Annotated in this window: 18 protein-coding genes; 1 reads left to right on the forward strand and 17 read right to left on the reverse strand. The window is 35.2% G+C overall.

Annotated elements, in window-relative coordinates; all coding sequences use genetic code 11:
- Positions 1 to 14 precede the first annotated feature (14 nt).
- The 12 genes from GA0061080_RS01245 to gss all read right to left on the reverse strand — a co-directional run bounded on the left by GA0061080_RS01245 (position 15) and on the right by gss (position 18,592).
- Positions 15 to 1,379: a VWA domain-containing protein gene (locus GA0061080_RS01245; RefSeq protein ID WP_091119703.1), complete on the reverse strand. Its 1,365-nt coding sequence runs from the start codon at positions 1,377 to 1,379 to the stop codon at positions 15 to 17.
- A gap of 81 nt (positions 1,380 to 1,460) precedes the next feature.
- Entirely contained in the window at positions 1,461 to 1,943 is a 483-nt protein-coding gene (locus GA0061080_RS01250) for a hypothetical protein (protein WP_091119707.1), read from the reverse strand.
- A 2-nt stretch (positions 1,944 to 1,945) separates the two neighbouring features.
- Entirely contained in the window at positions 1,946 to 2,638 is a 693-nt protein-coding gene (locus GA0061080_RS01255; RefSeq protein ID WP_141683069.1) for a hypothetical protein, read from the reverse strand.
- A complete protein-coding gene (locus tag GA0061080_RS01260) occupies positions 2,635 to 4,218 on the reverse strand; it encodes an SUMF1/EgtB/PvdO family nonheme iron enzyme (RefSeq protein ID WP_209435685.1) in 1,584 nt (527 codons plus the stop codon). The genes GA0061080_RS01255 and GA0061080_RS01260 overlap by 4 nt, the downstream gene beginning before the upstream one ends.
- Positions 4,208 to 5,428, reverse strand: a complete 1,221-nt coding sequence (locus GA0061080_RS01265) for an ABC transporter permease (RefSeq protein WP_091119714.1) — start codon at positions 5,426 to 5,428, stop codon at positions 4,208 to 4,210. Before GA0061080_RS01265 ends, GA0061080_RS01260 begins: the two co-directional genes overlap by 11 nt.
- Before the next feature lie 3 nt (positions 5,429 to 5,431).
- Positions 5,432 to 6,148: an ABC transporter ATP-binding protein gene (locus GA0061080_RS01270; protein ID WP_091119717.1), complete on the reverse strand. Its 717-nt coding sequence runs from the start codon at positions 6,146 to 6,148 to the stop codon at positions 5,432 to 5,434.
- 19 nt (positions 6,149 to 6,167) lie between these two features.
- Positions 6,168 to 8,132, reverse strand: a complete 1,965-nt coding sequence (locus tag GA0061080_RS01275; protein WP_091119722.1) for a vWA domain-containing protein — start codon at positions 8,130 to 8,132, stop codon at positions 6,168 to 6,170.
- 12 nt (positions 8,133 to 8,144) lie between these two features.
- Positions 8,145 to 9,164, reverse strand: coding sequence for a flagellar basal body-associated FliL family protein (locus GA0061080_RS01280; protein ID WP_091119725.1), 1,020 nt, complete (start codon positions 9,162 to 9,164; stop codon positions 8,145 to 8,147).
- A 114-nt stretch (positions 9,165 to 9,278) separates the two neighbouring features.
- The gene (locus GA0061080_RS01285; protein WP_091119727.1) at positions 9,279 to 11,951 is read right to left on the reverse strand and encodes a putative virulence factor; all 2,673 of its coding nucleotides are present in this window, start codon (positions 11,949 to 11,951) and stop codon (positions 9,279 to 9,281) included.
- A complete protein-coding gene (locus tag GA0061080_RS01290) occupies positions 11,948 to 14,974 on the reverse strand; it encodes a virulence factor SrfB (RefSeq protein ID WP_091119731.1) in 3,027 nt (1,008 codons plus the stop codon). Before GA0061080_RS01290 ends, GA0061080_RS01285 begins: the two co-directional genes overlap by 4 nt.
- A gap of 9 nt (positions 14,975 to 14,983) precedes the next feature.
- Entirely contained in the window at positions 14,984 to 16,435 is a 1,452-nt protein-coding gene (locus tag GA0061080_RS01295; RefSeq protein ID WP_091119735.1) for an SrfA family protein, read from the reverse strand.
- 246 nt (positions 16,436 to 16,681) lie between these two features.
- Positions 16,682 to 18,592, reverse strand: a complete 1,911-nt coding sequence (gene gss, locus GA0061080_RS01300) for a bifunctional glutathionylspermidine amidase/synthase (protein ID WP_091119739.1) — start codon at positions 18,590 to 18,592, stop codon at positions 16,682 to 16,684.
- A gap of 191 nt (positions 18,593 to 18,783) precedes the next feature.
- Between gss and ybeD the strand changes: the two genes are divergently transcribed.
- The gene (gene ybeD / locus GA0061080_RS01305; RefSeq protein ID WP_065636438.1) at positions 18,784 to 19,050 is read left to right on the forward strand and encodes a DUF493 family protein YbeD; all 267 of its coding nucleotides are present in this window, start codon (positions 18,784 to 18,786) and stop codon (positions 19,048 to 19,050) included.
- 322 nt (positions 19,051 to 19,372) lie between these two features.
- Here ybeD and adk read toward each other — a convergent pair whose 3' ends face one another.
- The 5 genes from adk to GA0061080_RS01330 are packed head-to-tail and all read right to left on the reverse strand — an operon-like array spanning position 19,373 to position 23,772.
- On the reverse strand, positions 19,373 to 20,017 hold the full coding sequence (gene adk / locus GA0061080_RS01310) for an adenylate kinase (protein ID WP_091119742.1): 645 nt from the start codon (positions 20,015 to 20,017) through the stop codon (positions 19,373 to 19,375).
- Positions 20,018 to 20,055: 38 nt separating this feature from the next.
- Positions 20,056 to 20,310: a YfgJ family double zinc ribbon protein gene (locus GA0061080_RS01315; protein WP_065636436.1), complete on the reverse strand. Its 255-nt coding sequence runs from the start codon at positions 20,308 to 20,310 to the stop codon at positions 20,056 to 20,058.
- A gap of 3 nt (positions 20,311 to 20,313) precedes the next feature.
- The gene (gene der, locus GA0061080_RS01320) at positions 20,314 to 21,783 is read right to left on the reverse strand and encodes a ribosome biogenesis GTPase Der (RefSeq protein WP_091119746.1); all 1,470 of its coding nucleotides are present in this window, start codon (positions 21,781 to 21,783) and stop codon (positions 20,314 to 20,316) included.
- Between the two features lie 28 nt (positions 21,784 to 21,811).
- Positions 21,812 to 22,984, reverse strand: a complete 1,173-nt coding sequence (gene bamB, locus GA0061080_RS01325; RefSeq protein ID WP_091119749.1) for an outer membrane protein assembly factor BamB — start codon at positions 22,982 to 22,984, stop codon at positions 21,812 to 21,814.
- A gap of 29 nt (positions 22,985 to 23,013) precedes the next feature.
- Entirely contained in the window at positions 23,014 to 23,772 is a 759-nt protein-coding gene (locus GA0061080_RS01330; RefSeq protein ID WP_065636433.1) for a YfgM family protein, read from the reverse strand.
- Between the last annotated feature and the right edge of the window lie 4 nt (positions 23,773 to 23,776).

A 23,776-nucleotide genomic window follows, 5' to 3' on the forward strand; every position in this document is an offset into this window, starting at 1 on the left:
TTATTTAAAAGCCATTATTCACATATCGGTTTGCTGATCTTCATCGTTGAAAGGGCATTATTCATCTGTTCAACAATTGCAGTTGGGCTTTGAGCTATATAAACTTTACCACCTGTTTTTTCAGCAATACAGTCAATTTTGTGCTGTCCTGCAATATCAACAATATTTATTTTTAGGCGTGGTTGTTGGGTGGAAATTTTATTTGCTAAGATACAAATGTTGGCTTTGGTGCAGTTATCTTCGCCGTCGCTAATGACTAAAATGTAATCATCACGATTGACGCCGTCAAGCATTTTGCTGGCTTGTTTTATACCATTATATAAAGGCGTTGCACTATTGTACTCTAATGGCTTTAATCTGTTAATTTTGTTTTTTAATTTATCTCTATTTTCATAACTATAAAACGATGTCTTATGTGCCGCAGGGCAAGACGAAAGTGTTACTAAAGCGATGTTAACTTCTGGTTGTATTTTATCAATGGCCCATAACGCGACCTTTTTGCTGCTTGATAAGCGGTTAGGTAAACGTGTCATGCGCTTTTCATAAGCATCGGCTTGTTTTTGTGTCATTGAATAAAAGTCAGCATTTAAGAATTTTTTTATCTCCGCTTGGGATTCTATTAAAGTGATCGTCATGGATGCAGAATTGTCAAATACCATAACCATTTTGGAATGATCGGTTATATTGGCAATCTCTTCGTGCGTAATACACTGTTTAGTGGTGTTTTCCAATGTTATCGGTTCAGGTTCTAATTTTACCGTAGGATTGATTTCTGTCAGCGGTTCAATTGGCTGTGTGATGAGTGGTTTTACAGCAGAAACAACTGTTTTGGGTTTTGCAAATGAGCAAAATAGATACCAAAGTAAACCCAATAGTCCTATTAGGAATAAAGCTAACAGTAAAAAGTGCCACCAACGCAAAAATGGTGTTGGTGTAACAATAGGAACTGGTGTGGTAATAGACAATATGGGCCCTTCAAAAGTATTAACAATAACAGGATCATCATTAATGACATAAATAGGGTTATCCGCATTTTTGAACCTAGGTAACCATGATAAAATAAGTGCCCGTTCATCATCGGTAACTGAAATTAATTTAACCGCATCTTCGATATCGTTAATGCGGTTTTGTAGGGTGTTTCTTATTTCAGTTTGCTGCAATGGATTACTGATATTGCTCAATAAGATTGGTTGCCCCTCTAACGGAGTATGCCAAGCAATATATTGATTATTATCAATTAATTTTGGTATAGCTAAAATTGAAAACGTACGTTCAGTTAAATGAGGTTTTAGCAATGCTAATAAAGAATAATATTGTTCTAATAAAGACTTCTTTTCAATATTATTATGATCAAACACAATTCTTATTATTCGTTGCATTGCTAATGCTCTTCTCTTTACTTAGGTGCTTATTTAACTTTTTCTGTTTTTATTTCAGCTGTTATTGAACAAGCAATATAGTTATATATTGAGTGCTTTTTGTAATTGTTGTAGTTTTTTGTTTAGCTTGTCTAACTCAACTTGTTTTTCAAGCTCTGAACTACTTGAACTATTCACTTTTTTAAGTTGTTGCTCAATATCCGCTACTTGGGCTTGTAAGTCATTACGACCTTGGGCTTTTTGTTTAATTTCGTTAGTGAGTTTAGTTAAATCAGTTTTCAGTTTTTGTTGTTGTGCCTGTTTTTGTTTAATACTTAATGCACTATCATTTTTTTGTTTTTCAATAGCGGCATAAATTTCTTTAAACTGCTGATTGGCTCTTTTTTCATTTTCAAGAATTTGTTGTTTACGATCAACCCGAGATTGGTAATTTCCTGAATAATTACAGCTAATTTTATCCATAATACCAATATCTGTATTTTTGGGATCGCACTGTTCAAGTGTTGTTGAACAACCCGCTAAAAAAACAAGCGGGCTGAGTAATAAAAGATATCTTTTTTTCATAATTAGCTAACCTTAACTGCTGAACGTTGTTTTGTAACAAGAGTAATTTGATTTTCAAGTACTGAAATTTGTTTATGTAATTGATTTATTTGTTTATCAAGTTTTGATACTTTTACACCAGATTGTTGTTCTTGGGATGATATTAAAATCCAATCATTTTCAACTTTCTTCATACTCTGTAACTTATCTGTCAAATAGGCAATATTGGCATCAATTTGTGCTAAATCGGTTTGAGCTTGTTTTTTATTCAATGTGTCTTTTTTGATTTGATTATTTAGTATCTTAAGTGTTGCTAAATTCTTATCTAATACAGCTTTAGCTGTTTCGGTCACAGCTTGCACTTCGTAGGTATTTTTTTGAATGTCTTGGATATAAACATCAAGACGTGTTTCGGCATCAGCGTACTCAGCACGTTTAGAATCAAGATAATAGTTTGCGCCCATCATCACACCACAACCAACTGCCGCAGATGCAAGGCATACCTTAGTTTTTCCACCAGCTAATACACAGCCAATACCACCTAAACCCGCACCAATAGCACAAGATTGCCATGCTGATTTGCTGAAAAATTTGGCTGTATTGCTTTTAGTTAATGCAGGATCGACGTTTCTAGAGCTTACTCCACCAGAACCTTGGCATCCTGTTAGAATAAGCGATACACATAAAGTGAGTGTTACAATAATTTTATTCATCATTTGTTTCCTTTTATCTCATTACATGTTTGTAACCAAGCCGCTCTCTCAATTTTTCCCGATTCAATATATTGATTAATATGTTTGAAGTAGAGTTTTAAGTAATCACTCATATTAGCTTTTCCACTATTCTCTAGAATAAATTGAGTCGATTTTGCTTGATCATTAATCGTATTCTTTTCATAATTTGAAGCAGTATTAACGATTGTGTCAGAATAGTATTTCAATATAAAATCCCGCGCACTTTTAGACTCATCAACAACCTGTTTTAAATTATCTAACTTCGCTTTTGAGCACATATTGCCATCTTCCAATGTGTCTGTTTCTTTTGGATCACAAACTTCATTGGTCATTGTTTTATATAAATTGTTATTATACTCAAATTTACTATTTAAATCGGAAACATTAGCGCACAAAAATGCACCTAGCTGTAATGCTGATTGAATGGAACGATCTCGTTGTTCATCTCGAGCTTGGTTAGCGCTTCTTAAAAGCGTATTTAGTTTATTTAATTCTTTTTTTGTTCTTTCATCTTCAACTTGTTTGGTGATTTTTTCAAGCTCATTAACGACATTACCATTTTTTGCGCTGTCTGTTTCGTTACCTAATTGACTCCATTCTTTATCTAACTCTTTGATCTTGTTATTCGAATTCATCACCTCGGTTGTATAAACTAAACGAAATCCAACATCTTTACTTTTATACGCACCTTTATCATCATAAAAAGGTTTTTCGGTACGAAAAGCACTGGTAGTTGATGATTCTGGTGTTAAATAGCTCCCACCACGAACAATTACTCCACCTTGTTGACCATGGTAGCGATCCAGTTTATTCATTCGAAAAGAATCAAACATCATTTCACTTGCATTACCTAAAATATCATAAAGATCTAGCGGGTTAGGTTCTAACCTACCAATCAGTTGTAATTTACCATTAGCAGATTTTGCACCAGAAAACCACGCATAGCTTTCGAGATTACTCTTCATAGGGAATCGTGATTCTCGAAACTCTGATTCTGTCACTTTTGACCCACCACGTGCGGCATACTCCCATTCGGTATTATTGGGTAGACGAACATAACCATTAGGCAAATTAATTGATTTTATTTTTGACTGGTTTTCAATTAACCAACGATTATATTTATCCGTGAAGGCAATAGCATCAAACCAGCTAATATCAGTAATGGGAAAGGAAAGATTCACTTTAGGAGTTGGGCAAGTATCATTCATGACGGATTGATATTGCAATGTGGTAATCTCATATTTACCTATCAAATAATAGCGCTCTTTACCTGAGTCAGAAAAACTACCAGCAATATAATTGGGTGTTGCATATTCAGCAAAACCGAGTTCTTTTTGGTTACTACCTAAAATAATTTTAATATCATCTAACGGTTTATTAGTTGGGGTAAAAACCTTTTTCATCACTAAACTACCGTCACATGGCATAGGTAAAATTACGTCATCTTTTGCGGGCTTTGGGTTGTAAAATTTGCTGTCCCAAGGTTCTGCAAAACTTAATGACGGAATAAAACAGATTGCTACCAATCCAAAACATGCTAATTGAGTATAATTATGCTTCACGCAGGCTTTCTGCTGGTTGGATCTTAATAGCACGTCGACCTCCTATGGCTACAACTAGAGCTGAAATAAATAGGATCAGCATAAATGCAATAATAAAATGATAAAATTGTAATCGACTTACAACAGGTTGTGAAACTAAATTTTCACCTAAAATCGTATTAAACGCATAATTTCCTAATAAAAATAGCACAAAAGAGATAAAAAATGCCAAGCAACTTAATGTAATCACTTGATTGATTAAATAAAACATAATTTCTTTAGATTGAAAACCAATTAGTCGCATGAAAGCGATATCCTTGCGCTTACGTTCTATGTTGGATAAAAATGAGCCAGAAAATGATAAAATACAACCAATCCCTGCCGTGATCGCAATAACACTAAAAATAAAATTAAGTACACGATCGATCGCTTTTACGTTTTCGATTGCATTAGATTGCGTTCGAGTTTCAATATGCTTTTCTCGTAATTTAAAGGCCAATGGCGCAACATTATCTAGTTCGTTAGCATAAATACGTGCGCGAGCAAACGATGTGTGGTTAAGTCGGTTTAATTGTCCTGTGGATGTTTTGAATATGTCACTTTGATAACCATCATAAAAATCTTCCATCGCAATAAGTAAATCTAAAGAGACAAAAGCCGCAGCTCGGTTATAACGATTTTCGGGGATAATGCCCACAACTTCTAATACTGTTATTCCTTTTTCAAGTTTTCCATCAAGCTGCCTAGTAATTGCCATTTTTATATGGCTACCTACGCTAGCCTGCATTTTTTCGGCCGATAATGCACTTAATAGGATCTGATTTTTACTCAATAATACTAATCCATATGTTATTGGATCGCCTTTATCGGTGGGAATGATTTCGGCATTATTGACAAAATGGCTAGCGTCTTTGATTAAATCAGCTTGCGTGTTTAACGAGCGTGTAAGTGGGATCACAAAAGCGGTTTCAGGTTGCTTTTTTATCCAATTAAACATTTCGTCATTAAGTTGTAAATTACCAACAATTTTGATTTCTAAATTTTGTGGATCGTTTACTAATTGCTCACGAAGTTGCGAAACTATGCCATATTTTAAACTAAATAGTAATAATAGTGGTGTAATCACTGAGATCACTGAGGCGATAATACAAAATGATACTTTTTTATCATACCATAAGTCTGCTAAAGATAAACGAGTAATAAGTAACCATTTTGATAATGCTTTAGTCATCTTTTAAGCCTTATCTTGTTGTGGTAAAAATTCTGATGATTGTGATGAAGTTAACTTAGCTGATAAGGTAAATAAGCCTTTATCAGCTATACGTTGCCAATCATGAGTGACTATCATCGCTGCTATATTATCTTGCTGGGCTTGTTCAATTATTAGATCAAACAATAAATTCGCATTATAAGGATCTAATGCCGAAGTTGGCTCATCGGCAAGTAATAATGCAGGTTTATGAATAATTGAGCGAATAAAAGAGGCTCGTTGCCTTTCACCAATTGATAGTTGTTTGGGGTATTTATTGATTAAATGCGCTATATTGAGTTTTTGCACTAAATAATCAAACCGATTGTTATCCACTTTTTTTTGTAATAACTTTAATGATAATAAAATGTTGTCACGAACCGTTAAAAATGGCAATAATCCACCTGTTTGTAGCATAAAACCTAAATATTTAGCTCGAATATTAGCTAATTGATCGATCTTATTTTGCTTAATTAGCGTTGCAATATCGATATCACAATGATCTATAGCCATGTTATAGCTATCAATTTTATCTGGTTTTAAAATCATTCCTACCATTTCAAGTAAGGTACTTTTACCTGCACCACTATCGCCTTGAATAACAACGACTTCACCCGCTTTTACAGTTAGATTTGGCAGGCAAACACTAAAAAAGGATTTGCCTGTTGAGCGTGAAATTGCAATTTGATTGATGGTTAACATATTTTCTAACAAAACAACTTTATGGCAACATTTCTAATGGGATAGGATACACATTCTCACGCGGATCGCTACCTTCAGCTAATGAAATCCAACGATCTACATCTGCATTACATTTTTGATAATAGCGAATTTTACTATTTAAATTACGAATAAATTTTTCTTGTTCAAGCCCACTCATACTTTTCCATGTATCTTGATCAAGCCCCGTTACATCGCTCTTATAAGGGATATTATCTAAATATTCACCAAGTAAACCCAAATCTGCAATTTTTGTGACAGAATCTGATTTTAATTTACTTGGATCTTGTCCCATTGCGGCAGCAACAGAGCGAAGTTGCGAAAACATATCATCGGCAGAAATCAATCCATCATTAGCTGCATTAGCGATCTTACTAACAATATCGCTTAGATCACTTAATTGAGACTTAGTTAATAAAATGCGCGGTTCAGCCGTTGGTATGGTCGGTTTAACAAAATCTTTATCAGCAATCCAAGCTTTAAAAACTGACGGTGCTTTAGTACCGTTAACATCCCCCAAATAGGCAAGCTGCATTGCTTTACCAAGTAATAATGCATCTTTCAACATGTCTGTGTCACTATCTTTTGCATTAAGCGCATTACCAACAGACGCTTCGCCTTGATAAGCAAGTTTGACTTGTTCAGATAGTGCTTGCGCTAATGAATCTACTTTTTTACCAAATTCATTCACATCTCCTGCATTGACTGGGTAATAAAGTGATTTATGAATGAAATCATTATAAGTTAAGTCTGAATATTGTGCTGCCGCTACTTGATGATCTTTTGCTCCACTTGGCGTTTTTAAATGGAGTGCGTAAATGGCAACACCTTTATGCTGAGCTTCAAGTCTTAGCTGCGCTGCATCCATACCAGTACTAGAAAGCTTATCATCACCTGGAATCGCACTAGCATCTGTTATTAAAATCATATAACGTGCGCCAAAACTATTCCAATTGATATCATTTAATGCCTGAGCAACCCCCGCATAAGAATCTTCAGCAAAATACGAGGTAGAAACAGAAGCTTGTTTAAGTGAAGCACTTAACTTTTTAAAGTCTTCTTTATCTTTAACTTTATTTGGGTCAGCAAAAACTTTGGTGACAAATTCGAGCTTATCCGATGCTTTTAAACTTGATCGAAATGATATCAATCCAAATTTTACTTGCTCCTGTAAGTTTTCTTTTTCAATATGCTGATAAACTCGCTCTACCGCCTCTTTAGTTCTTGAAATATAAGGATCCATAGAAATAGTAGAATCAATAACAAACACAATAGCCGCTTTAAATGGTACTACTTGGTTTGCACTATCATCAGTGGTTTGAGCAGTGGTTGGCTTTGGGTTATTTTTTATCAATGACTCTTGTTTACTTACTGATGCGACCTCTAGCACTCTCTCATAAAACCCTTGTCCATTCATTACTTCTTCACCTTGTAAAATAGGTAATAAATAGAAATTGCTTTTAAAATCTACAAATTCTTTAGGTTCTTGAGCAAGCACCTCTGAAGCTGGTTTGTTCGCTTTTAGAGCTTCACGAATAGGTTTTAATAAAGTTTCAGGTTTATCGGCATCAACAATCGCAGTCAATGCAGCCTTATCTTTGAAAAATAGCAAAGGATCACGATCAACTGGATTAGTAAAAACTAATGTCATTTGCATATTCCAAGCAATAGTACATGAATCATTAATCCAACCAATAGTTTTTCCATAAGAATCTGGTCCTACATTAAGCCATTGCTGATTATTCTGATTTTTGCGCTCATAAACATAATAACGTGAAAATGCAGGTAAAGATTTACCAGTAGGATCAGCAATATTACTTTTTAATTCGCATGTTGGCGTACTTAGTACACGCTGATATAGCGTTTTTTTACCTACCTGCTTAAGTGGCTCTGCGGCAAAACCAATTAATGGTAAACATGTTAAACCTATTGTGGAAATCAGTTTTGAGATAGCTAGTTTATTCATTCTTGCTCCTCACTATTTTTGTAATTGGGTTAAACGATCTTTAACGAAGGTATTCTTTGGATCGTTAGTCAAAGATGTTTCATACCAATAAATAGCCGTTTCTTTATCAGCTTTAAAACAATTATTTGCTTCATAAAATTTTTCGTCATATTCTTTTGCATATAACATAGCAATGTTAGCATTTGTTTGTGCTTGGTTTGCGTATAAACGTTGAGCTATATTACATTTTTCTGCTTTTTTAGCTTCAGTAATTATCTGAATAATTGCTTCCGTTTCAGGTTTGGTTTGTAAACATTGTTGAATAAATGTTAAATCATCAGTTGAAGTGTTGTTTAAACTACATTGTCCACTAATTTCCACTGTTGGGTTAGGTTGCAATTGATTTTTGAAAAATAAAAAATACCACGCCGTAAAACCTAGCCCGATTAGCATCATACATCCAACAACAATAGAAACAATTAATCCTAGATGGCTTTTCGATTTAACTGGTTCCACTGGTGTTATTTCGGATTCAGATTTAGGTTCAGGGTCGGTGGTTTCAATAGGTTCGACTAATGTTTCCTTTTGAGAGGTAATATTAGATTCTTCAATTAATGGCGGTTCATCTTCAACAATAGGATCATTAACTGGCTCAGGATGTTCTATAACTTGTTCTTCATTAGATAAAGTTGTTTGTGCGTTTAATGCTGCAGAGGCAAAAACAGTTTCTGCAATACTAACAACACCACCATCAACATAACTTTGATTTTGCTTATCACGAATTTGTATAAGAAATCGGAGCTGACTTTCTTGTGTCACCAAAGAGTCAACCAACCATTCACCAACGTATCCCGTTAATTTTTCATTTTCAACTGACATATTTTCAAGAGTATGCCAATTTTTTTCGGGGTTCCATTGATTCAAACCAGATAAGTAATAGCCATCCTGATTGCGTTGTACAAGTATATCAATTTGAGAACTACCACTCCATTTTTGAGCTAAAAACTTCGCAATACCGGGTTTATAACTATCTAATTCAATTCTTAATGCCATCATATCCTCTATTTTTATACTCAAATACGTGAGTATTGTTCATCCGTTCTATTGAATAGAGAAGCATTTTTCAGCCAAATAAAACTTCCCTATTACTCTGTTTTTTATTTAATTTTAATTAATCTGCGATTGCTTGAAAAAATTAAGAATTTCACCCAATCGGCTATTTTGCTCTTGGCTAATTTCTCGTCCTGCATGATGCCCAACATTTTCTTGGGCAAGCATTGCAAATGCAACAAACCAATCAAATATCGCATATTGAGAATAGTTTTTAGTTTTTTCGTCCAGTTTCGGTAATGAATGTGATGATTGAACATTTAATTCACTTAGCGGTGAAGAAAATATCGGTTTCCCTTGATTAACTTTACTCATTGGTATATCACTTCCCTGTCCTTGAATAAAACCAAGCCATGCAATAAAGTCGGCTAGTAAAGTGTGAATAGTACTAATTTGTCTAGACTCTAGATCATCACGCTTACTACCTGTATTTTCGTTATTCAAAATATGCTCGGTTAAACTTGCTTCAAGTTTCATTCGATTAGCTGCAGTAATAAGTTCTTCTACAATAAAAGAGAGTGATTTTTGATTGATACCAAAAAACTGCAAAATATGCTTATCTAATACAATATTCCTTAAATGCTCTAACCATGCTGAAAAAACAGTTTTGGCAAACTTTGATTCGGTTGGTAATGTGGTAACTTGTTTAGTGGTCAATGATGAATTCTCATCAGAAAATAAATCGAAATCAGCATTTAAACCAAAATCATTCGATAAATTATCTAACAAATTATCATTGCTATCTTGCTGTGTTTCATTTTCTATTGTGTTGGAATGATAGAGTGCTCTAATTGTTTGATCTGGCAATTCAAACACTTTAAGTAGTTCACCCAATAATAGTGCTTTACTTTGCAATTCTTTAATTGCATCAGCAATTACTTGCTTTTTCTTAACTAGCTCTTCATCACTATCCGCTTGATACCAAGTATCAAAACGCATATTAATAATGTAATCAATTTTTTCATTAAGCTGTTCAACAATACATTGTTGTTTTACTTCCGTGATGGCAACTTGCTCCAAGTATTGGCTAATTCGCCCTATACCACCATCATTAAGTTTTAACATGGCATCCCATGCTTCTTCTGGCTGGAACACATATTCTTTAATATCACTATTTTGCACAAATGTACTTCTTAATACATTCATTTTATCTTGATAATTTTCTCTATAATTAATCTCTTGGCTAGTGCTTGGTTCGACATTTAAAAATGGCACATCAAATCCAGGTTTTCGAACTAGAAAAATATTATTAAATTTGTGGTTGTTTGACCAATTACTTAACCAATCATAACTACCAAAACGTTCTAAGATAGTTTGTTGTAGCAAACCTCCTTTGCCCCAGCTATTTTTTAGATTATCTTCAGATAGTGTTAATGATGTACCAATACGTTTATCAAACATGGTTATTGCCCATAATAAACCCGCTTTTTTAGTGGCTCTTTTCTCAGCTGTTTCACCTTGGGTTTTATCAATCCAGCGCTCAAGCACTGGACCTACATCATTAACATCAGATTGTTTATCTGATGGTGTACAAACAACTAGCACATTCATTTCTTGGCTGTCAGTATATTTTTCAAAAAGATAAGCAACTTTACCACGCAATAAAAGCTGAGCAATTGGATTACCTTCCTTAACATCAGAAATCGATATCAAGTTTAAACGACCCCGATATCCGGGGAAATCAAGTAAATCTACATTTTCAAATGTCGGTACTCTGGTTTTATTGACTAATGGAAAAATTAATTCTGTAGTTAAAAAAGCTAATTGTGCTAAAGATATAGTTGTTGGTGCACCATTTAATGGCGTTATAGTGACAGATGAATCTTTGTCGGTATTTAATCGCTCAAGAATATCAACATTCATAATACTGTCAATCTGTGACTTAGTACCGTTATTATCTTTGATTAAGACAGAAAGCGGTGCATATACCGTTTCAGCATGACTAAAACTTGATAAGGTCGTCGCTAGTTGGGTATAGATTGTAGTAAGTTCAGAAATACCTCCCCATAAAACAGAAATCAGTTCACCACGATCAGATACAGACAAATAAGGAAGAAGGTGCGTTGCTTTTTCCCAGTATCCTCCTTTCAAACCTTCAAGCGAGTTACCGAAGTTTTCAGATAAATAATCATAAAGATCAACAACATCATCTTCAATAATACCGCCGACATAGCTTATTTGTTTTTTATTTTCTAAACGTTGAATTAACTGATTTAGCTGTGAAAACTCAATTTTATTGGATACTTTTTGTTGATCAAAATCTTTAAAATAAGCATTTATTAAGATTTTTACAATTTCTATCTCTTTAAATAATTTTAATTCTAACGGATAGTTAGCTATACCACCTTTAGCAATACGGCTAAAACGAGTAACAAGACCTGTCGCTTCTTTACCACTACCTACCGGGTTCACATGATCAATAAAGTCTAAAACTTCGTTATCAACAACCGTTTCAAGCTTACCATTTTCACCCGCAGCTAGCGCTGAAATAAGATAAGATTTACCTGCTTGTGATAATCCAAAAAAACCAACTGCAACAGATTTAGTTGATACATCCCCCAATCGTTTTGCACTATTACGTAAACGACGTAAATCTAAAATTAAATTATCCGCTTCACTATCTAAACGTTTAGATGAATAGCGTGTTTGATCTACCCACTCAATGGCCTTTGCTGATGCTTGATAGACCTGTTCCCAAGATTTAGGAAGTTGTTCTTTTAAGTTTTTCATCGTTTTATCATTCCACTATCAAGCCAATATTGCGTACTTATTAAACCAGAGTTAACCATTGTGTTTAAACTTAGTTTAATATCCTGATTTTTATTACAGGCTCTTCCATCAGAGGCTTTTACATCCTTAATATAAAAATTTTCGACCGTTTTTTGTTTGTTTTTTATACCCAGAGTGACTTTTAACACAACTCCTTGAGCACTTAATCGTTTGGCCACTTCACTATTTTCAATTGTTAAAATATAAATAGGCGATGCAGGCCACCTTTCAACTTCAAGTTGCCTAAAACCAAGTCTTGTGGTACCTCTAATTTCAAACGAGAGTTCAGGAAAATTATAATCAGGATTATCTAAGTCAATATCTTGATAATAAACATTTTCTTTTTTAATCATATTAAGATTATCTAAAAGTCCAATGTATCTAACTGTTGAATATAAATCCATATTAGAAGATCTAAAATAGAAATTAGGTAATCGTAAATTTTTGCTTAAAAAACAAAGCATAGCACCCACAGCTGCCGTTGTTTTAGGGTCATCAATGCGTTCTTGTTTATGGAAAGGATACCAACCACCAGTATGATAGCCATGTAAGGGTAAAATTCGCCCAGCAGGCATGGATAAGCGTGATCGGAAATAACTTTGAATACCCGGTAATCGAGAAGGGCGACCGGTTAATAAAAGAACATCACACTGATAACAACTAATAATTTCGGATAACGCTTCAAACGTTTTACAGATGTTGTAATAATCACCACGAATAAACAAATAATGTATACGTTTAAGGTTAATATCGATACTTAAATCAAGTACCGAAAACTCAGGATTATTTAAGGCACGCCTAATAGGTTCATTTATAAAATCAAGCACATTATCAGTCATAGAGCTATGTTGTAATAATTCACCAAAGGTAGAACGATAATCATGTTGCTCTGAATGTAATGGGTCATAAAGTTCATAAGCTTTTAATATTTGTAATCCAACTGGAGTAAATAGCTGTAAAGTAAGTTGTTGCCGCAATACCGAATCTTGAATTGACAGTTGCTGAGAGCCAATAATGGTAGACAAAATTGGGTTAGGATCGACAATACCTGCTTGTTTTAAACCATTTGTTAAAGCGGTTAACACCGTATCTTGGATGATATCAAGTAAGATATCATCCCCAGCGACTTTAAATCCATCACGAAAACGCTGTGTTGGTTTAATATAGACATTACTACTATTAGTTTGCCCATTTTCGCCGTAGTCTAATTGATAATCGTTAATCACTAAATCCGTTGTTCCACCACCAATATCAACAGTTGCAATAGTTAGTTTTTGTTTATCTGCTTTGCTTGGACGCACCATTGAAGCAATAAATTCTTCACAACGGCCATTATAATTATTTTGTGTTTCATTAAATAAGTAAACCACCTGACCACAAGTTGCTTCGTCCCATTGAATATGGACTTCAGGAATATTTGGCCATACACTTTTTAGCTGTTCTGGGTTGTTAAAATCAATATTATCATCTAAGCCATCCCAACCTAGGCTTTTCCAAACTAAACCTATTGCTTGATATACGCAACTTTTAAATATTGCTTGTTCGGGTTTTGGCATGGCCGGCGGAATAGTTAAAATAATAGATCTTAAATTACGTGGCGTTTTAGCATGCTCAAGTTTATTACGCTGAGCAACACTATTTATTTGCATTAATGCATGCATTAATACTTCACATAGCATAAAAGTCATCAAAGAACTACGCGAGTATTTGGGGTGGAAAACCGGCATTTTACGGTCATACTCTTCTTCAATATCATCACTTAAAATATGTAATGCTTCACCGTATTCATTAATTAAGCTTGAAAAAGGTTCTGCTGTTGCAAACGGTTCATGATCACTTTTTACATAATGAGAATTAAAACGCCAACCTTGTTCATATTTATCTTGATCCCATAAATAACGTTTAGGGCTTGAAAGACCCGTTGCACCTTCATTACCCTCTCGCCGACTTGCAAGACGACTTGCTTCTTGACCAACACGGACAATACTAGGCCACCGAAAAGTATCTCTTCGACCACTTTGTAATGAAAAATGTTCTTTACCAAAAAAAGTTTGGGCAAATTCTACTCGACTTTCAAACGGTTCATCGTAAATATGCTCTGGCTGAGTTAAGTCTCGAATTTCAAGCTCATAACGATGATTTAAACTATCTTTATCTTGGGCATGATCTTCAATTAAAATACCACAAGTACGTGAATTACCCACATCTAAAATCATATCAACAGGAATTGATTTAACAACATCATCCTTATTGTTTGACACAATTTTAATTGTTGGTAATTGCAAAGAATCAGCAAGTAAATGGATGATATTTAGATAGTGTCCATAATAAGACTTACATTTAATCTCTTGATTAATATCATCTTTATGTATATTTAAACGCTCAGGTTGTGGTGCAAGTTCTTGAAAGAGATCAATTAACCAACTAGTTATCCATTTGAGTTCTAAATACCATGAAACGTGATCTGAGCGATGTGCTAAACTAAATACTGCACCAGTCATCACATCGTTTTCGGTTGGTGCAAGATAAGCAACATCTTGTAAGTTGGCAAATACTTTTGTATCGAAAGCAAAAGTGATTCGATGTGTATTACCATCAGGATCTTCACCTTCAGGAACACTAACGATTCGAACTCGGCTCCAGTTATGTGGTCCTTTATCAAAACGATTTGAAGGTATTGAACGTAACATAGGAACTGGTAACCAAATACCGTCGTATAGTTTTAAGGACTGTTCAACACTAATTTCCTGTGTTGGATTAACAGCAAATGTGGGATTATCTGGTGTAAAAAATTGACCATTTTCCACATCTTCAATCAACCTAATTAACGTACCACTCTCAGAGGGATCAATAAAGCATCCATTAACTTTACTGCGCCATTTATTATCTTTCCAATCGATTTTAAGTGCAAAGTCAAGAAACTGAATACCACTGTTCATAATAAGTGTCACTTCTTGACCATAATTGCGTAATTCTGGAAGCATATACAACCTTTATTGTTTTTTCATTGTTATTGGGAATGAAGTCCCATTATTATAAATTCCCTGACAATTAGCTTTATTATTGTTGCCTGGCGTACATTGAATCTTTGGTAATTGATATTTGGTATTGTCACTACAAATAGCCTCAGTGTTACCCGCTATATCTAAATTAGCATTTTTAATGTTAGTACCCACATTACCCGTACATTTCACACCGTCACTACGTGTTACAGTAACTTCGCCATTTCCATCATTAAAGTTATAACTTAATTGTAATGGTTTACCAGTGGCTTTATCTTGAATACCACCATTTACAGACCATTGACCATTTAAGAATTTTGTTGATCCTTGTTTAATTGCATCAGCAGGTAGCGCTAAATTATTTGTTTGATCAACAGCAGGAGTAGCGTTATCTTTACCTGATGGTGTAGATGTTGGATCAGTGCTATTTTGCTCATTTTTATCATCTTGAGCATCAGGGCTTGGTGTATTATTGCCCTCGTTATTGCCAAGCAGCATAGAATGGTCAGCTGAATCACTAGCAACATTAGTATTATTAGGGATAGTGTTAGCATCGCCAGAAATCGCACCATTTACTATGCCGTTACCAGCAACACCTAACCGATTATCTACCACAACATTTTCAGTTTTTAACTCTCGTTCTGGTTCTTTTTCAACCTTTTTATCATCATTAACAACAGGTAAGCTGACATTACCATTTTCAGGTAACGATAATGACGGATTAACCGATATTTTAGGATTTAACCAACAGCCTCGTAATAAAAAGAAGGCTAAAAGAAGCAATAACAAAGGTAACAAGCCTAATAACCATACCCACCAACGTTTCCACCATGGTTTGGTATTGATTAGTTTTGGCATCGGTGGTGGAGTAACAGTCGCTGCTGGTGTGACTTTTCTTACTGGTTCTAAACAATAGAATGGTGAATTAACTTGAGGCGTTTGAGGATGTACAAATCCCCAAAAAGTAATGACAGGTTGACCATTAACAATGTAAACAAACTGATTACTTGGAAAACGGATTGCCATCAAATTAGATTCAGCATTATCGACGCTATTTTGGGGATCATAAATAAGTCGACTAAAAAGCAGTTGATCACCATCTAAATTTGGGTTGCTAGCTAATTGCTTACCCAAATTCATGACTTTATGTTCAAATTCTTTAAGCAAAATCAGCGCTGATTCCTGCTCTGATTCGCTAGCGGATGTCCAAGGAATAATATCATATTGACCATCAGGCTGATTTGAATCAAAAGGAATATACCAATCAATAATATTACCTTGATCATTACGCTGAGGAATGGCTAAATAATCGGCATACTGCTTACCCAGTTTAACTCTAAACATTTCACGAATTTGAGTCGCTACCAAATAAGCTGCTTTACCATCATATCCCAACATTTTGAAATCTTTGATATCGCCACTTCTAAGTAATGTATTTGCCATATATTCCTTTCTATTTTTTACATTATTTTTATTTCTTAACATTTTTTTACAACAAAAACAAGTTTAACAGAAAACACCATTATTGTAATTGATATCATTATAGACATTATGAGTGTTAAGCATATTTTTGTTAGGTTGTGTCATAAATAGACCAACTTGTATAAATTATAAATAAATACTAATAATCAATTGATTTATATTTATTTTATAATCAATTAGCAATAACTAACAAGTCCTTTTTTATACTTAAACAAGTACTTTTCCTGAAGCTTTTTCACAAGATTGTTTCAAAAACTCATCATCTGTTAATACACGCAACGGTTGCATATCACTTTCACCTTTTATAACTAAAGAAGGATCGGAGCGTAAGCAAGTTCCACCATAATGTCCACCAACAGTAAAAGTACATAGCTGTAGGTAACGATCTTCGACTTTTGGTAAACACCATAGCTCTTGGTAAATGTTTTCTTGTTTAGCAAAACGTCCAACTGTTTTATCAAGGATCTGTTCTTGATTACTGACTAATTGAATATCACTTCCACGGCGTCCTGCTATTGGTTTAACAGCATAACCTTTTTTAATTAAGCTTTCATTGAGTTCAAATGTGGATTCTAATAAATAACGGTGATTTGGAAACAGTGACCATAATACAGGTAAAATAGCTTTATTACTTGGAATTACCGTCCATAATGGCTCAAAAACTGAGATTTCTGGTCGCAATAATACATCAATTAACCTGACTGTATTTTCTGGATGCCAAGTGCGAATTGGTATGCCTGCAATTTGCGCTTCACTTTCCTCACGAAGTTGCTCTAATACCGTTTCCCAAGCCCATGTTTTCCAAACGCAGGTCACTTGACGGTCTTCATCATCCACAAGTTGACCACGTTTATCCCATCTTAACCCATTGAGTCCTCGCAAGATTTTGCTATCAAATCCGGCCTGAGTAAGCGCTGTTTGCATAAATAATGCATGGTAATTTTCTTCACTATCATTATCTTGCATGATATGGACAAAAGGTTGGGCATCGCTATGTCGCCAACAGTTAGCTAAGGCGTTGAGTAAACCACTGCTAGGGTTAGTTCCTCGATTTAATCCAGCTTGAATAGCCCATTTTTGTAAAATATCTCCCGCTTCAGTATGGCACGAGGCAGAATCGGCATTATATTCATACACTTTTAAGCCTCGTTCATCCATACAAAAATCTAATCGTCCAGTTATCATTTGGTAACGGCGTTGCTGCCATGAAAGCCTCAATCTTGGCCAAAGTATTTCGGGAATATTGAAATTCCTCAATAAATCATTATCTTTTAAAACTTTGTCGGTCGCATGTAAATACATTAAATGCAATTCATTGGTGGCTCGAATTAATTCTTGTTCAGCACTTTCCGAAATTATGAAATAACGATAATGATCATCATGACTAATAGCATGACCTGCAGCTAACACATAGGCATTATCTAAGGGTTCTAATTCATTCAGCCATTTTTTATCAAATTGCCCTTCATTTTTAAGGTGAGCGCTATGAATAGTCAGTAATGGGCTAGGCACTGCTGGTTGTGGTAAGCTATGTGCTGTATCATCAGTTTGGATCATCCACCCTAAGATTTTAGTATCATCAAACGTATCATGTAATTGATAACCTTCATTTGTTACGGTCATCTTTAGTTCTCGCGTCCATTGTTGACCAATAGGTAGTCGCATATGGATAACGTTTTGCTCTGCTACTCGTACTTTGTCTTCAAATACTTCGGTTATAACCGCAACATGACCTGTACGATCAAACACGCCACCATCATCCCATATCAATAACGAGCCCGCCTCTGGCATTTTTTCACTGCCATTAGCGTATGCTTGTAAAGGTAAAATTGCCTCATTAACAACTTGTCTTAAAAAACGAAGTGAAAAAATTTCATGTGCCATTCCCACATCAGTAAAAACAATGCCATAATTTAAAAATAAAAATCGTCTTGCAAATTCAACGCATTGCCATTTGTAGCCCATATATTCATATCCACAATAGCTACGGAATGACGCATCATTTGGATATTGATTTTTATCTAATGTTTCATAATCAGATGAATAAATAGCAACACCGCCTGGTGCATAACCTAATAATGTGCCGAAAGGTTCTTTATGATTGGAATTAGATGACATAATGTTTTAGCCTTATAGTAAATAGCAAGATACGTTTATTTCACTATGTTAGAATTTTCTTATCATAGCTCAAAATATATACTTTAAAAAGCGATGTTTATTGTTCGTTACTTGAAGAATACTAAACCGCCTATATATACTAATGATCCTTGATGCCAATATATCCAATCAGTAACTGAGAAAATAAAATTATGCAATCAACAAAATTAAATGAATTATTAGAGTTTCCATGTTCTTTTACTTATAAAGTTATGGGAGAAGCTAAACCAGAGCTTGTCGACAAAGTGGTATCTGTTATTCAGCGGCATGCTCCAGGTGATTATACGCCATCAATTAAACCGAGCAGTAAAGGTAATTACCATTCAGTTTCAATTACCATCAATGCAACGCATATTGATCAGATCGAGAATCTTTATAAAGAATTGGGCGAAATCGATATTGTAAGAATGGTTTTGTAGCGTTTTGCTTTTCTACTCAAAATGGCGTTTTATTGTTATTGATAAAGCGCTATTTTATTCAACACAACCAAAATAAAAACCTCAATAAAATCAATTGCTTTTCAGACTAACTTTTGAATAAAATTTTTCACTTTTATAGAGAAAAACAAATCAAAAAAATTGAATAAAATCAATAGCTTTCCTGAACGTTTTTTGACGGTATTTGCGTTATGGTTTCACTTTTTGTTATATAAGCATTTGCTATATAAGCAACAATGCAAACCAGTTTGAAAGGGAAAGAGCAAGATAGTTCACAGCCTTGCTCTTTTAATTAATAAACAAATTATCCTAAAATGTTAGCTAACTCTTTGGTTACATCAGCAACAGCTTGTGTGCCATCAACTCGGAAATATTGTGTACGTCCTTCTTTGGCTTCATGCTGATAATAACTAATAAGCGGTTTAGTTAGATCGTGATATTCAACAAGACGTTTACGAACGATTTCTTCGTTATCATCTTTGCGAATAGTAAGTGGTTCACCAGTCACATCATCAACATTTTCAACCTTTGGAGGATTATGGCGAATGTGATAAACACGACCTGAAGGAGCATGAATTCGACGTCCACTCATACGATCAATTATCACTGCATCAGGTACATCAAATTCAAGTACATAGTCAACATTAATACCCGCAGCTTTCATGGCATCAGCCTGTGGCACGGTGCGAGGAAATCCATCTAACAAAAAGCCATTGACGCAATCACTTTGTGCAATGCGCTCTTTAACTAACGCAATTACTAATTCGTCGGTAACAAGTTTACCGGCATCCATGAGTTCTTTAGCTTGTAAACCCAGTGGTGTGCCTGCTTTTACTGCTGCGCGTAGCATATCACCAGTTGAAATTTGGGGGATCCCATATTTTTGCATAATAAATTGTGCTTGCGTCCCCTTGCCTGCTCCTGGTGCTCCTAATAAAATAATTCGCATAAAATAACCTCTTATGGCTTTAATATAAATAAAGTCTTCTATTCTGGTAAATAATGAAATATCACCTTACTGCTGGAAATTAAACCATCAGTATGACAAATATAGTTAATTGCCCCACAGCCTTTAATTATTTGAGCAGATTGGTGACAAATAGGGCAGATGTACTGCTCAAGATAATGCTGCTGACACTGAGGGCATTGATAATGTTGTGGTGAGATGATTGTCATTTTATGATGGCATTTTGGACAAATGCCTTCTTGTCCGCTTTCAACTGTTATTTGTTGTTTTGACATAAACTATTTTCGCCCTCTCACATGTTTCATCAATCGGCGGCGTTTGCGCTGTTGTGATGCGGTTAAGCTGTTTTTTCTACCCTCAAATGGATTGTTGCCTTCTTTAAACTGAATTCGAATAGGTGAACCCATAATTTTTAACGAACGTCTAAAATAGTTCATCAAGTAACGCTTATAAGAATCTGGCAAATCTTCAACTTGGTTGCCATGAATTACAACGATAGGTGGGTTATAGCCACCTGCATGAGCATATTTTAATTTAACTCGGCGCCCTTTTACCAATGGTGGTTGGTGATCGTCTTGCGCCATTTGCATAATTTTGGTTAATAATGCCGTATTAACTCGTCGAGTTGCGCAATCATAGGCTTCTTGAATTGAGTCAAATAAGTTACCAGCGCCACTACCGTGAAGTGCAGAGATAAAGTGCACACGTGCAAAATCAATAAAATCAAGCCGATCATCAAGTGTCGTTTTAACTTGTTCTTTGATATCTTGAGACAAACCATCCCATTTATTAACTGCAATAACAAGTGAGCGCCCACTATTGATAATAAAGCCCAATAATGATAAATCTTGATCAGAAATGCCTTCTCTGGCATCAATGACTAAAATAACAACATTGGCATCTTCAATCGCTTGTAAGGTTTTGATGACAGAAAATTTTTCAACCGTTTCGGTGACCTTTCCGCGTTTACGCACACCAGCCGTGTCAATCAAGATATACTCACGTTCATCCCGCGTCATTGGTATGTAAATGCTGTCGCGCGTTGTGCCAGGCATGTCATAAACAACGACTCGCTCTTCCCCTAAAATACGATTAGTTAGTGTAGACTTACCGACATTTGGACGACCTACTATCGCTACTTTAATAGGCTGGTTGATTAATGATTCTGTATTATCAAATTCAGAATCATCACAAAACGGATCTAAGTTGTTAGGTTGTTCATCGCCATCAAAATCGCTATTTTGTTCATCATCAAACTGAAAAATAGGATCTAATACAGTTTCAATTAATGAGCTGACCCCACGACCATGACTGGCTGCTATTGGGTAGATTTCGCCTAATCCTAAACCATAAAAATCAGAGATTGCACTATCAGCGTCAATTCCGTCAATTTTATTGGCAACTAAAAAAGTGGCTTTTTGGCGAGAACGCAAGTGCTTAGCAATAGCATGATCGGCTGGCATTGCTCCAGCTCTAGCATCAACCAAAAAAAGAACAATATCAGCTTCTTCTATGGCTTGTAAGGATTGTTCAGCCATAAAGCTTTCAACCCCATCTTCAGTGCCATCAATACCGCCCGTATCAATCAAGATATACTCATGGCCCTTAATTTCTGCTCGTCCATACTTACGATCACGCGTTAATCCAGGAAAGTCCGCCACTAATGCATCTCGGGTTCTTGTTAACCGATTAAATAAAGTCGACTTTCCAACATTTGGACGACCAACAAGTGCTACAACAGGTACCATGTTTTTTCTCTAAATAACTTTTTATGTATTAATTCTTTGTAAAGGCGTAAATATCACCATTTTTGGCTTGAACAACGACTTTATTGTCTACTACCAATGGTTTAGATATTAATCCGCTACTGCTTACTTGTGTTTTTGCGACAAGCTCGCCATTTTCGGCATTTAGCCAATATAGGTAACCTTCAAAATCACCAAACACAACATAACCTTGGTAAAGAATCGGATCGGTTAACTGACGATGACTAAGATCTGATTGAGTCCAAAGCACTGCCCCACCATTTTTTGCAATAGCTTGAACGTTGTCGTTTTGATCAATAACAAATAATCGATTGGTATCAACAGCAAAGCTATGAATAGAGCCAAGATCTTTACGCCAAACTGGTTGACCATCACTTAAATCAAGTGCAACAATACTACCATTATAACCAACTGAATAAACTAAATTCCCTTCAACGACAGGAGTTGAATCAACATCATTTAATTTTGCTATTTCAGTAGAGCCCGATGGCTGCGAAATTCGTTGCTGCCAAATTAATTGACCATCATTGATGTAGTAAGCATTTACTCGCCCATTGTCATCACCAAAAATCGCAGCTCCATGCGCAATTGTTGGCGTCGAATTACCTCGTAACGATAATGCCGGAACTTCTAAGGATACATCCCACAAATTATCACCTGTATCACGATTTAGACCTTGAAGAATGCCACTTGCTGTGTGAATGATTAATTTATCTTCAGAAGATACAGGGCGAGCAAGCACTTCGCCTTTTACTGGTTTTTCCCATACTACTTTTCCGTCTTGACGATCTAATGCATACACAATAGCTCGTTCACTGCCAACATAAACATATTTATCGTCAGCACTTACGCCACCTGAAAATAGTGCTGTTTTACTACTAAAAAGCGTACTTTTTGATAGATTTACGTCCCACAATGTTTTGCCGTTTGATAAGTCAATAGCTTTAACTTGCCCACTACGACTAGCTACATAAATAACATTATCATAATTAATCGGACCTAATAATGAATAAATATGAGTATTGCCTGCAGTGCTATTTTTCCAGATTTGCTGAACAGGAAACTGATTGTTTACCTTCGGTGATGGTGAAACTTGAACAATATCTTCTTCTTTACCGAATAAAGAGCATCCAGCAAGTAAAAACATAAAAACACCAGTAAAAAAACATTTAGATAACTTCATTGTATAGCCCCTTATAGCAGCAGGATAAATTAATTTTTACTTTCTTCTGTTACAGCTTGCTTTGCTTTAGCCTCTTGTTCGACTTTTTCTTTAGCCACCTGAGCATCTTGTTCCGCCTTTTCTTTGGCGGCTTGGGCTTCTTGTTCAGCTTGTTGCTTTGTTTTTAAATATTCAGCTTGATTCAGCTTCATTTTAATGGTTTCTTTTAAATCTGGCGTTAGTGAAGAGGTTAGCGCAACGTTATAGGCATCGACAGCATCAGCATAACGCATCATTTTAACCAAGACATCGCCTCTAAGATCGTTAATTACCGCTCCCCAACTTTCGTTAGTGACATGACTTAACGAAGCTAAGCTTTCTTGATATTGACCTTGTTGATATTGTAATCGTGCGATACGAATGTTAATAATCGTTTTAATTGGTTCTGAGTTAGTTTTCTTTGATGCATCAGCCAATAAGGCTTGGGCACCATGGTAGTCTTTTAAAACTTCAACATAAAATTTAGCTGCACGCAAATAAGCAAAAACACTGTAGATCGTGTCGTTGTCTTTAGCAAAAGAGACTAATTCATTAACAGAATCTGTTTTAGTACCATCTAACTCAGCAATTAGTTGCTCGTACTTATCTGAATATTCAATTGCCTTTTCAGCTTTATATGACTGCCAATAATGCCAACCATAAAAAGCCAACAACCCGATCACCAGAACGGCAACTATAATTTTCCATCTTTTAGTAAAAAATCCTTTTATCTCTTCAAGTTGTTCTTCACTCGATAACTGATGACTCACGTTT

It is taken from the genome of Gilliamella intestini (assembly GCF_900094935.1).
In the GTDB taxonomy this organism is placed as follows: Bacteria; Pseudomonadota; Gammaproteobacteria; order Enterobacterales; family Orbaceae; genus Gilliamella; species Gilliamella intestini.

Bases quoted from the DNA above. Each gene is read 5' to 3' on its own strand.
- GA0061080_RS01245 (WP_091119703.1), bottom strand. From the start codon at position 1,379: ATGCAACGAATAATAAGAATTGTGTTTGATCATAATAATATTGAAAAG.
- GA0061080_RS01250 (WP_091119707.1), bottom strand. From the start codon at position 1,943: ATGAAAAAAAGATATCTTTTATTACTCAGCCCGCTTGTTTTTTTAGCG.
- GA0061080_RS01255 (WP_141683069.1), bottom strand. From the start codon at position 2,638: ATGATGAATAAAATTATTGTAACACTCACTTTATGTGTATCGCTTATT.
- GA0061080_RS01265 (WP_091119714.1), bottom strand. From the start codon at position 5,428: ATGACTAAAGCATTATCAAAATGGTTACTTATTACTCGTTTATCTTTA.
- GA0061080_RS01270 (WP_091119717.1), bottom strand. From the start codon at position 6,148: ATGTTAACCATCAATCAAATTGCAATTTCACGCTCAACAGGCAAATCC.
- GA0061080_RS01275 (WP_091119722.1), bottom strand. From the start codon at position 8,132: ATGAATAAACTAGCTATCTCAAAACTGATTTCCACAATAGGTTTAACA.
- GA0061080_RS01280 (WP_091119725.1), bottom strand. From the start codon at position 9,164: ATGGCATTAAGAATTGAATTAGATAGTTATAAACCCGGTATTGCGAAG.
- GA0061080_RS01285 (WP_091119727.1), bottom strand. From the start codon at position 11,951: ATGAAAAACTTAAAAGAACAACTTCCTAAATCTTGGGAACAGGTCTAT.
- GA0061080_RS01290 (WP_091119731.1), bottom strand. From the start codon at position 14,974: ATGCTTCCAGAATTACGCAATTATGGTCAAGAAGTGACACTTATTATG.
- GA0061080_RS01295 (WP_091119735.1), bottom strand. From the start codon at position 16,435: ATGGCAAATACATTACTTAGAAGTGGCGATATCAAAGATTTCAAAATG.
- gss (WP_091119739.1), bottom strand. From the start codon at position 18,592: ATGTCATCTAATTCCAATCATAAAGAACCTTTCGGCACATTATTAGGT.
- ybeD (WP_065636438.1), top strand. From the start codon at position 18,784: ATGCAATCAACAAAATTAAATGAATTATTAGAGTTTCCATGTTCTTTT.
- adk (WP_091119742.1), bottom strand. From the start codon at position 20,017: ATGCGAATTATTTTATTAGGAGCACCAGGAGCAGGCAAGGGGACGCAA.
- GA0061080_RS01315 (WP_065636436.1), bottom strand. From the start codon at position 20,310: ATGTCAAAACAACAAATAACAGTTGAAAGCGGACAAGAAGGCATTTGT.
- der (WP_091119746.1), bottom strand. From the start codon at position 21,783: ATGGTACCTGTTGTAGCACTTGTTGGTCGTCCAAATGTTGGAAAGTCG.
- bamB (WP_091119749.1), bottom strand. From the start codon at position 22,984: ATGAAGTTATCTAAATGTTTTTTTACTGGTGTTTTTATGTTTTTACTT.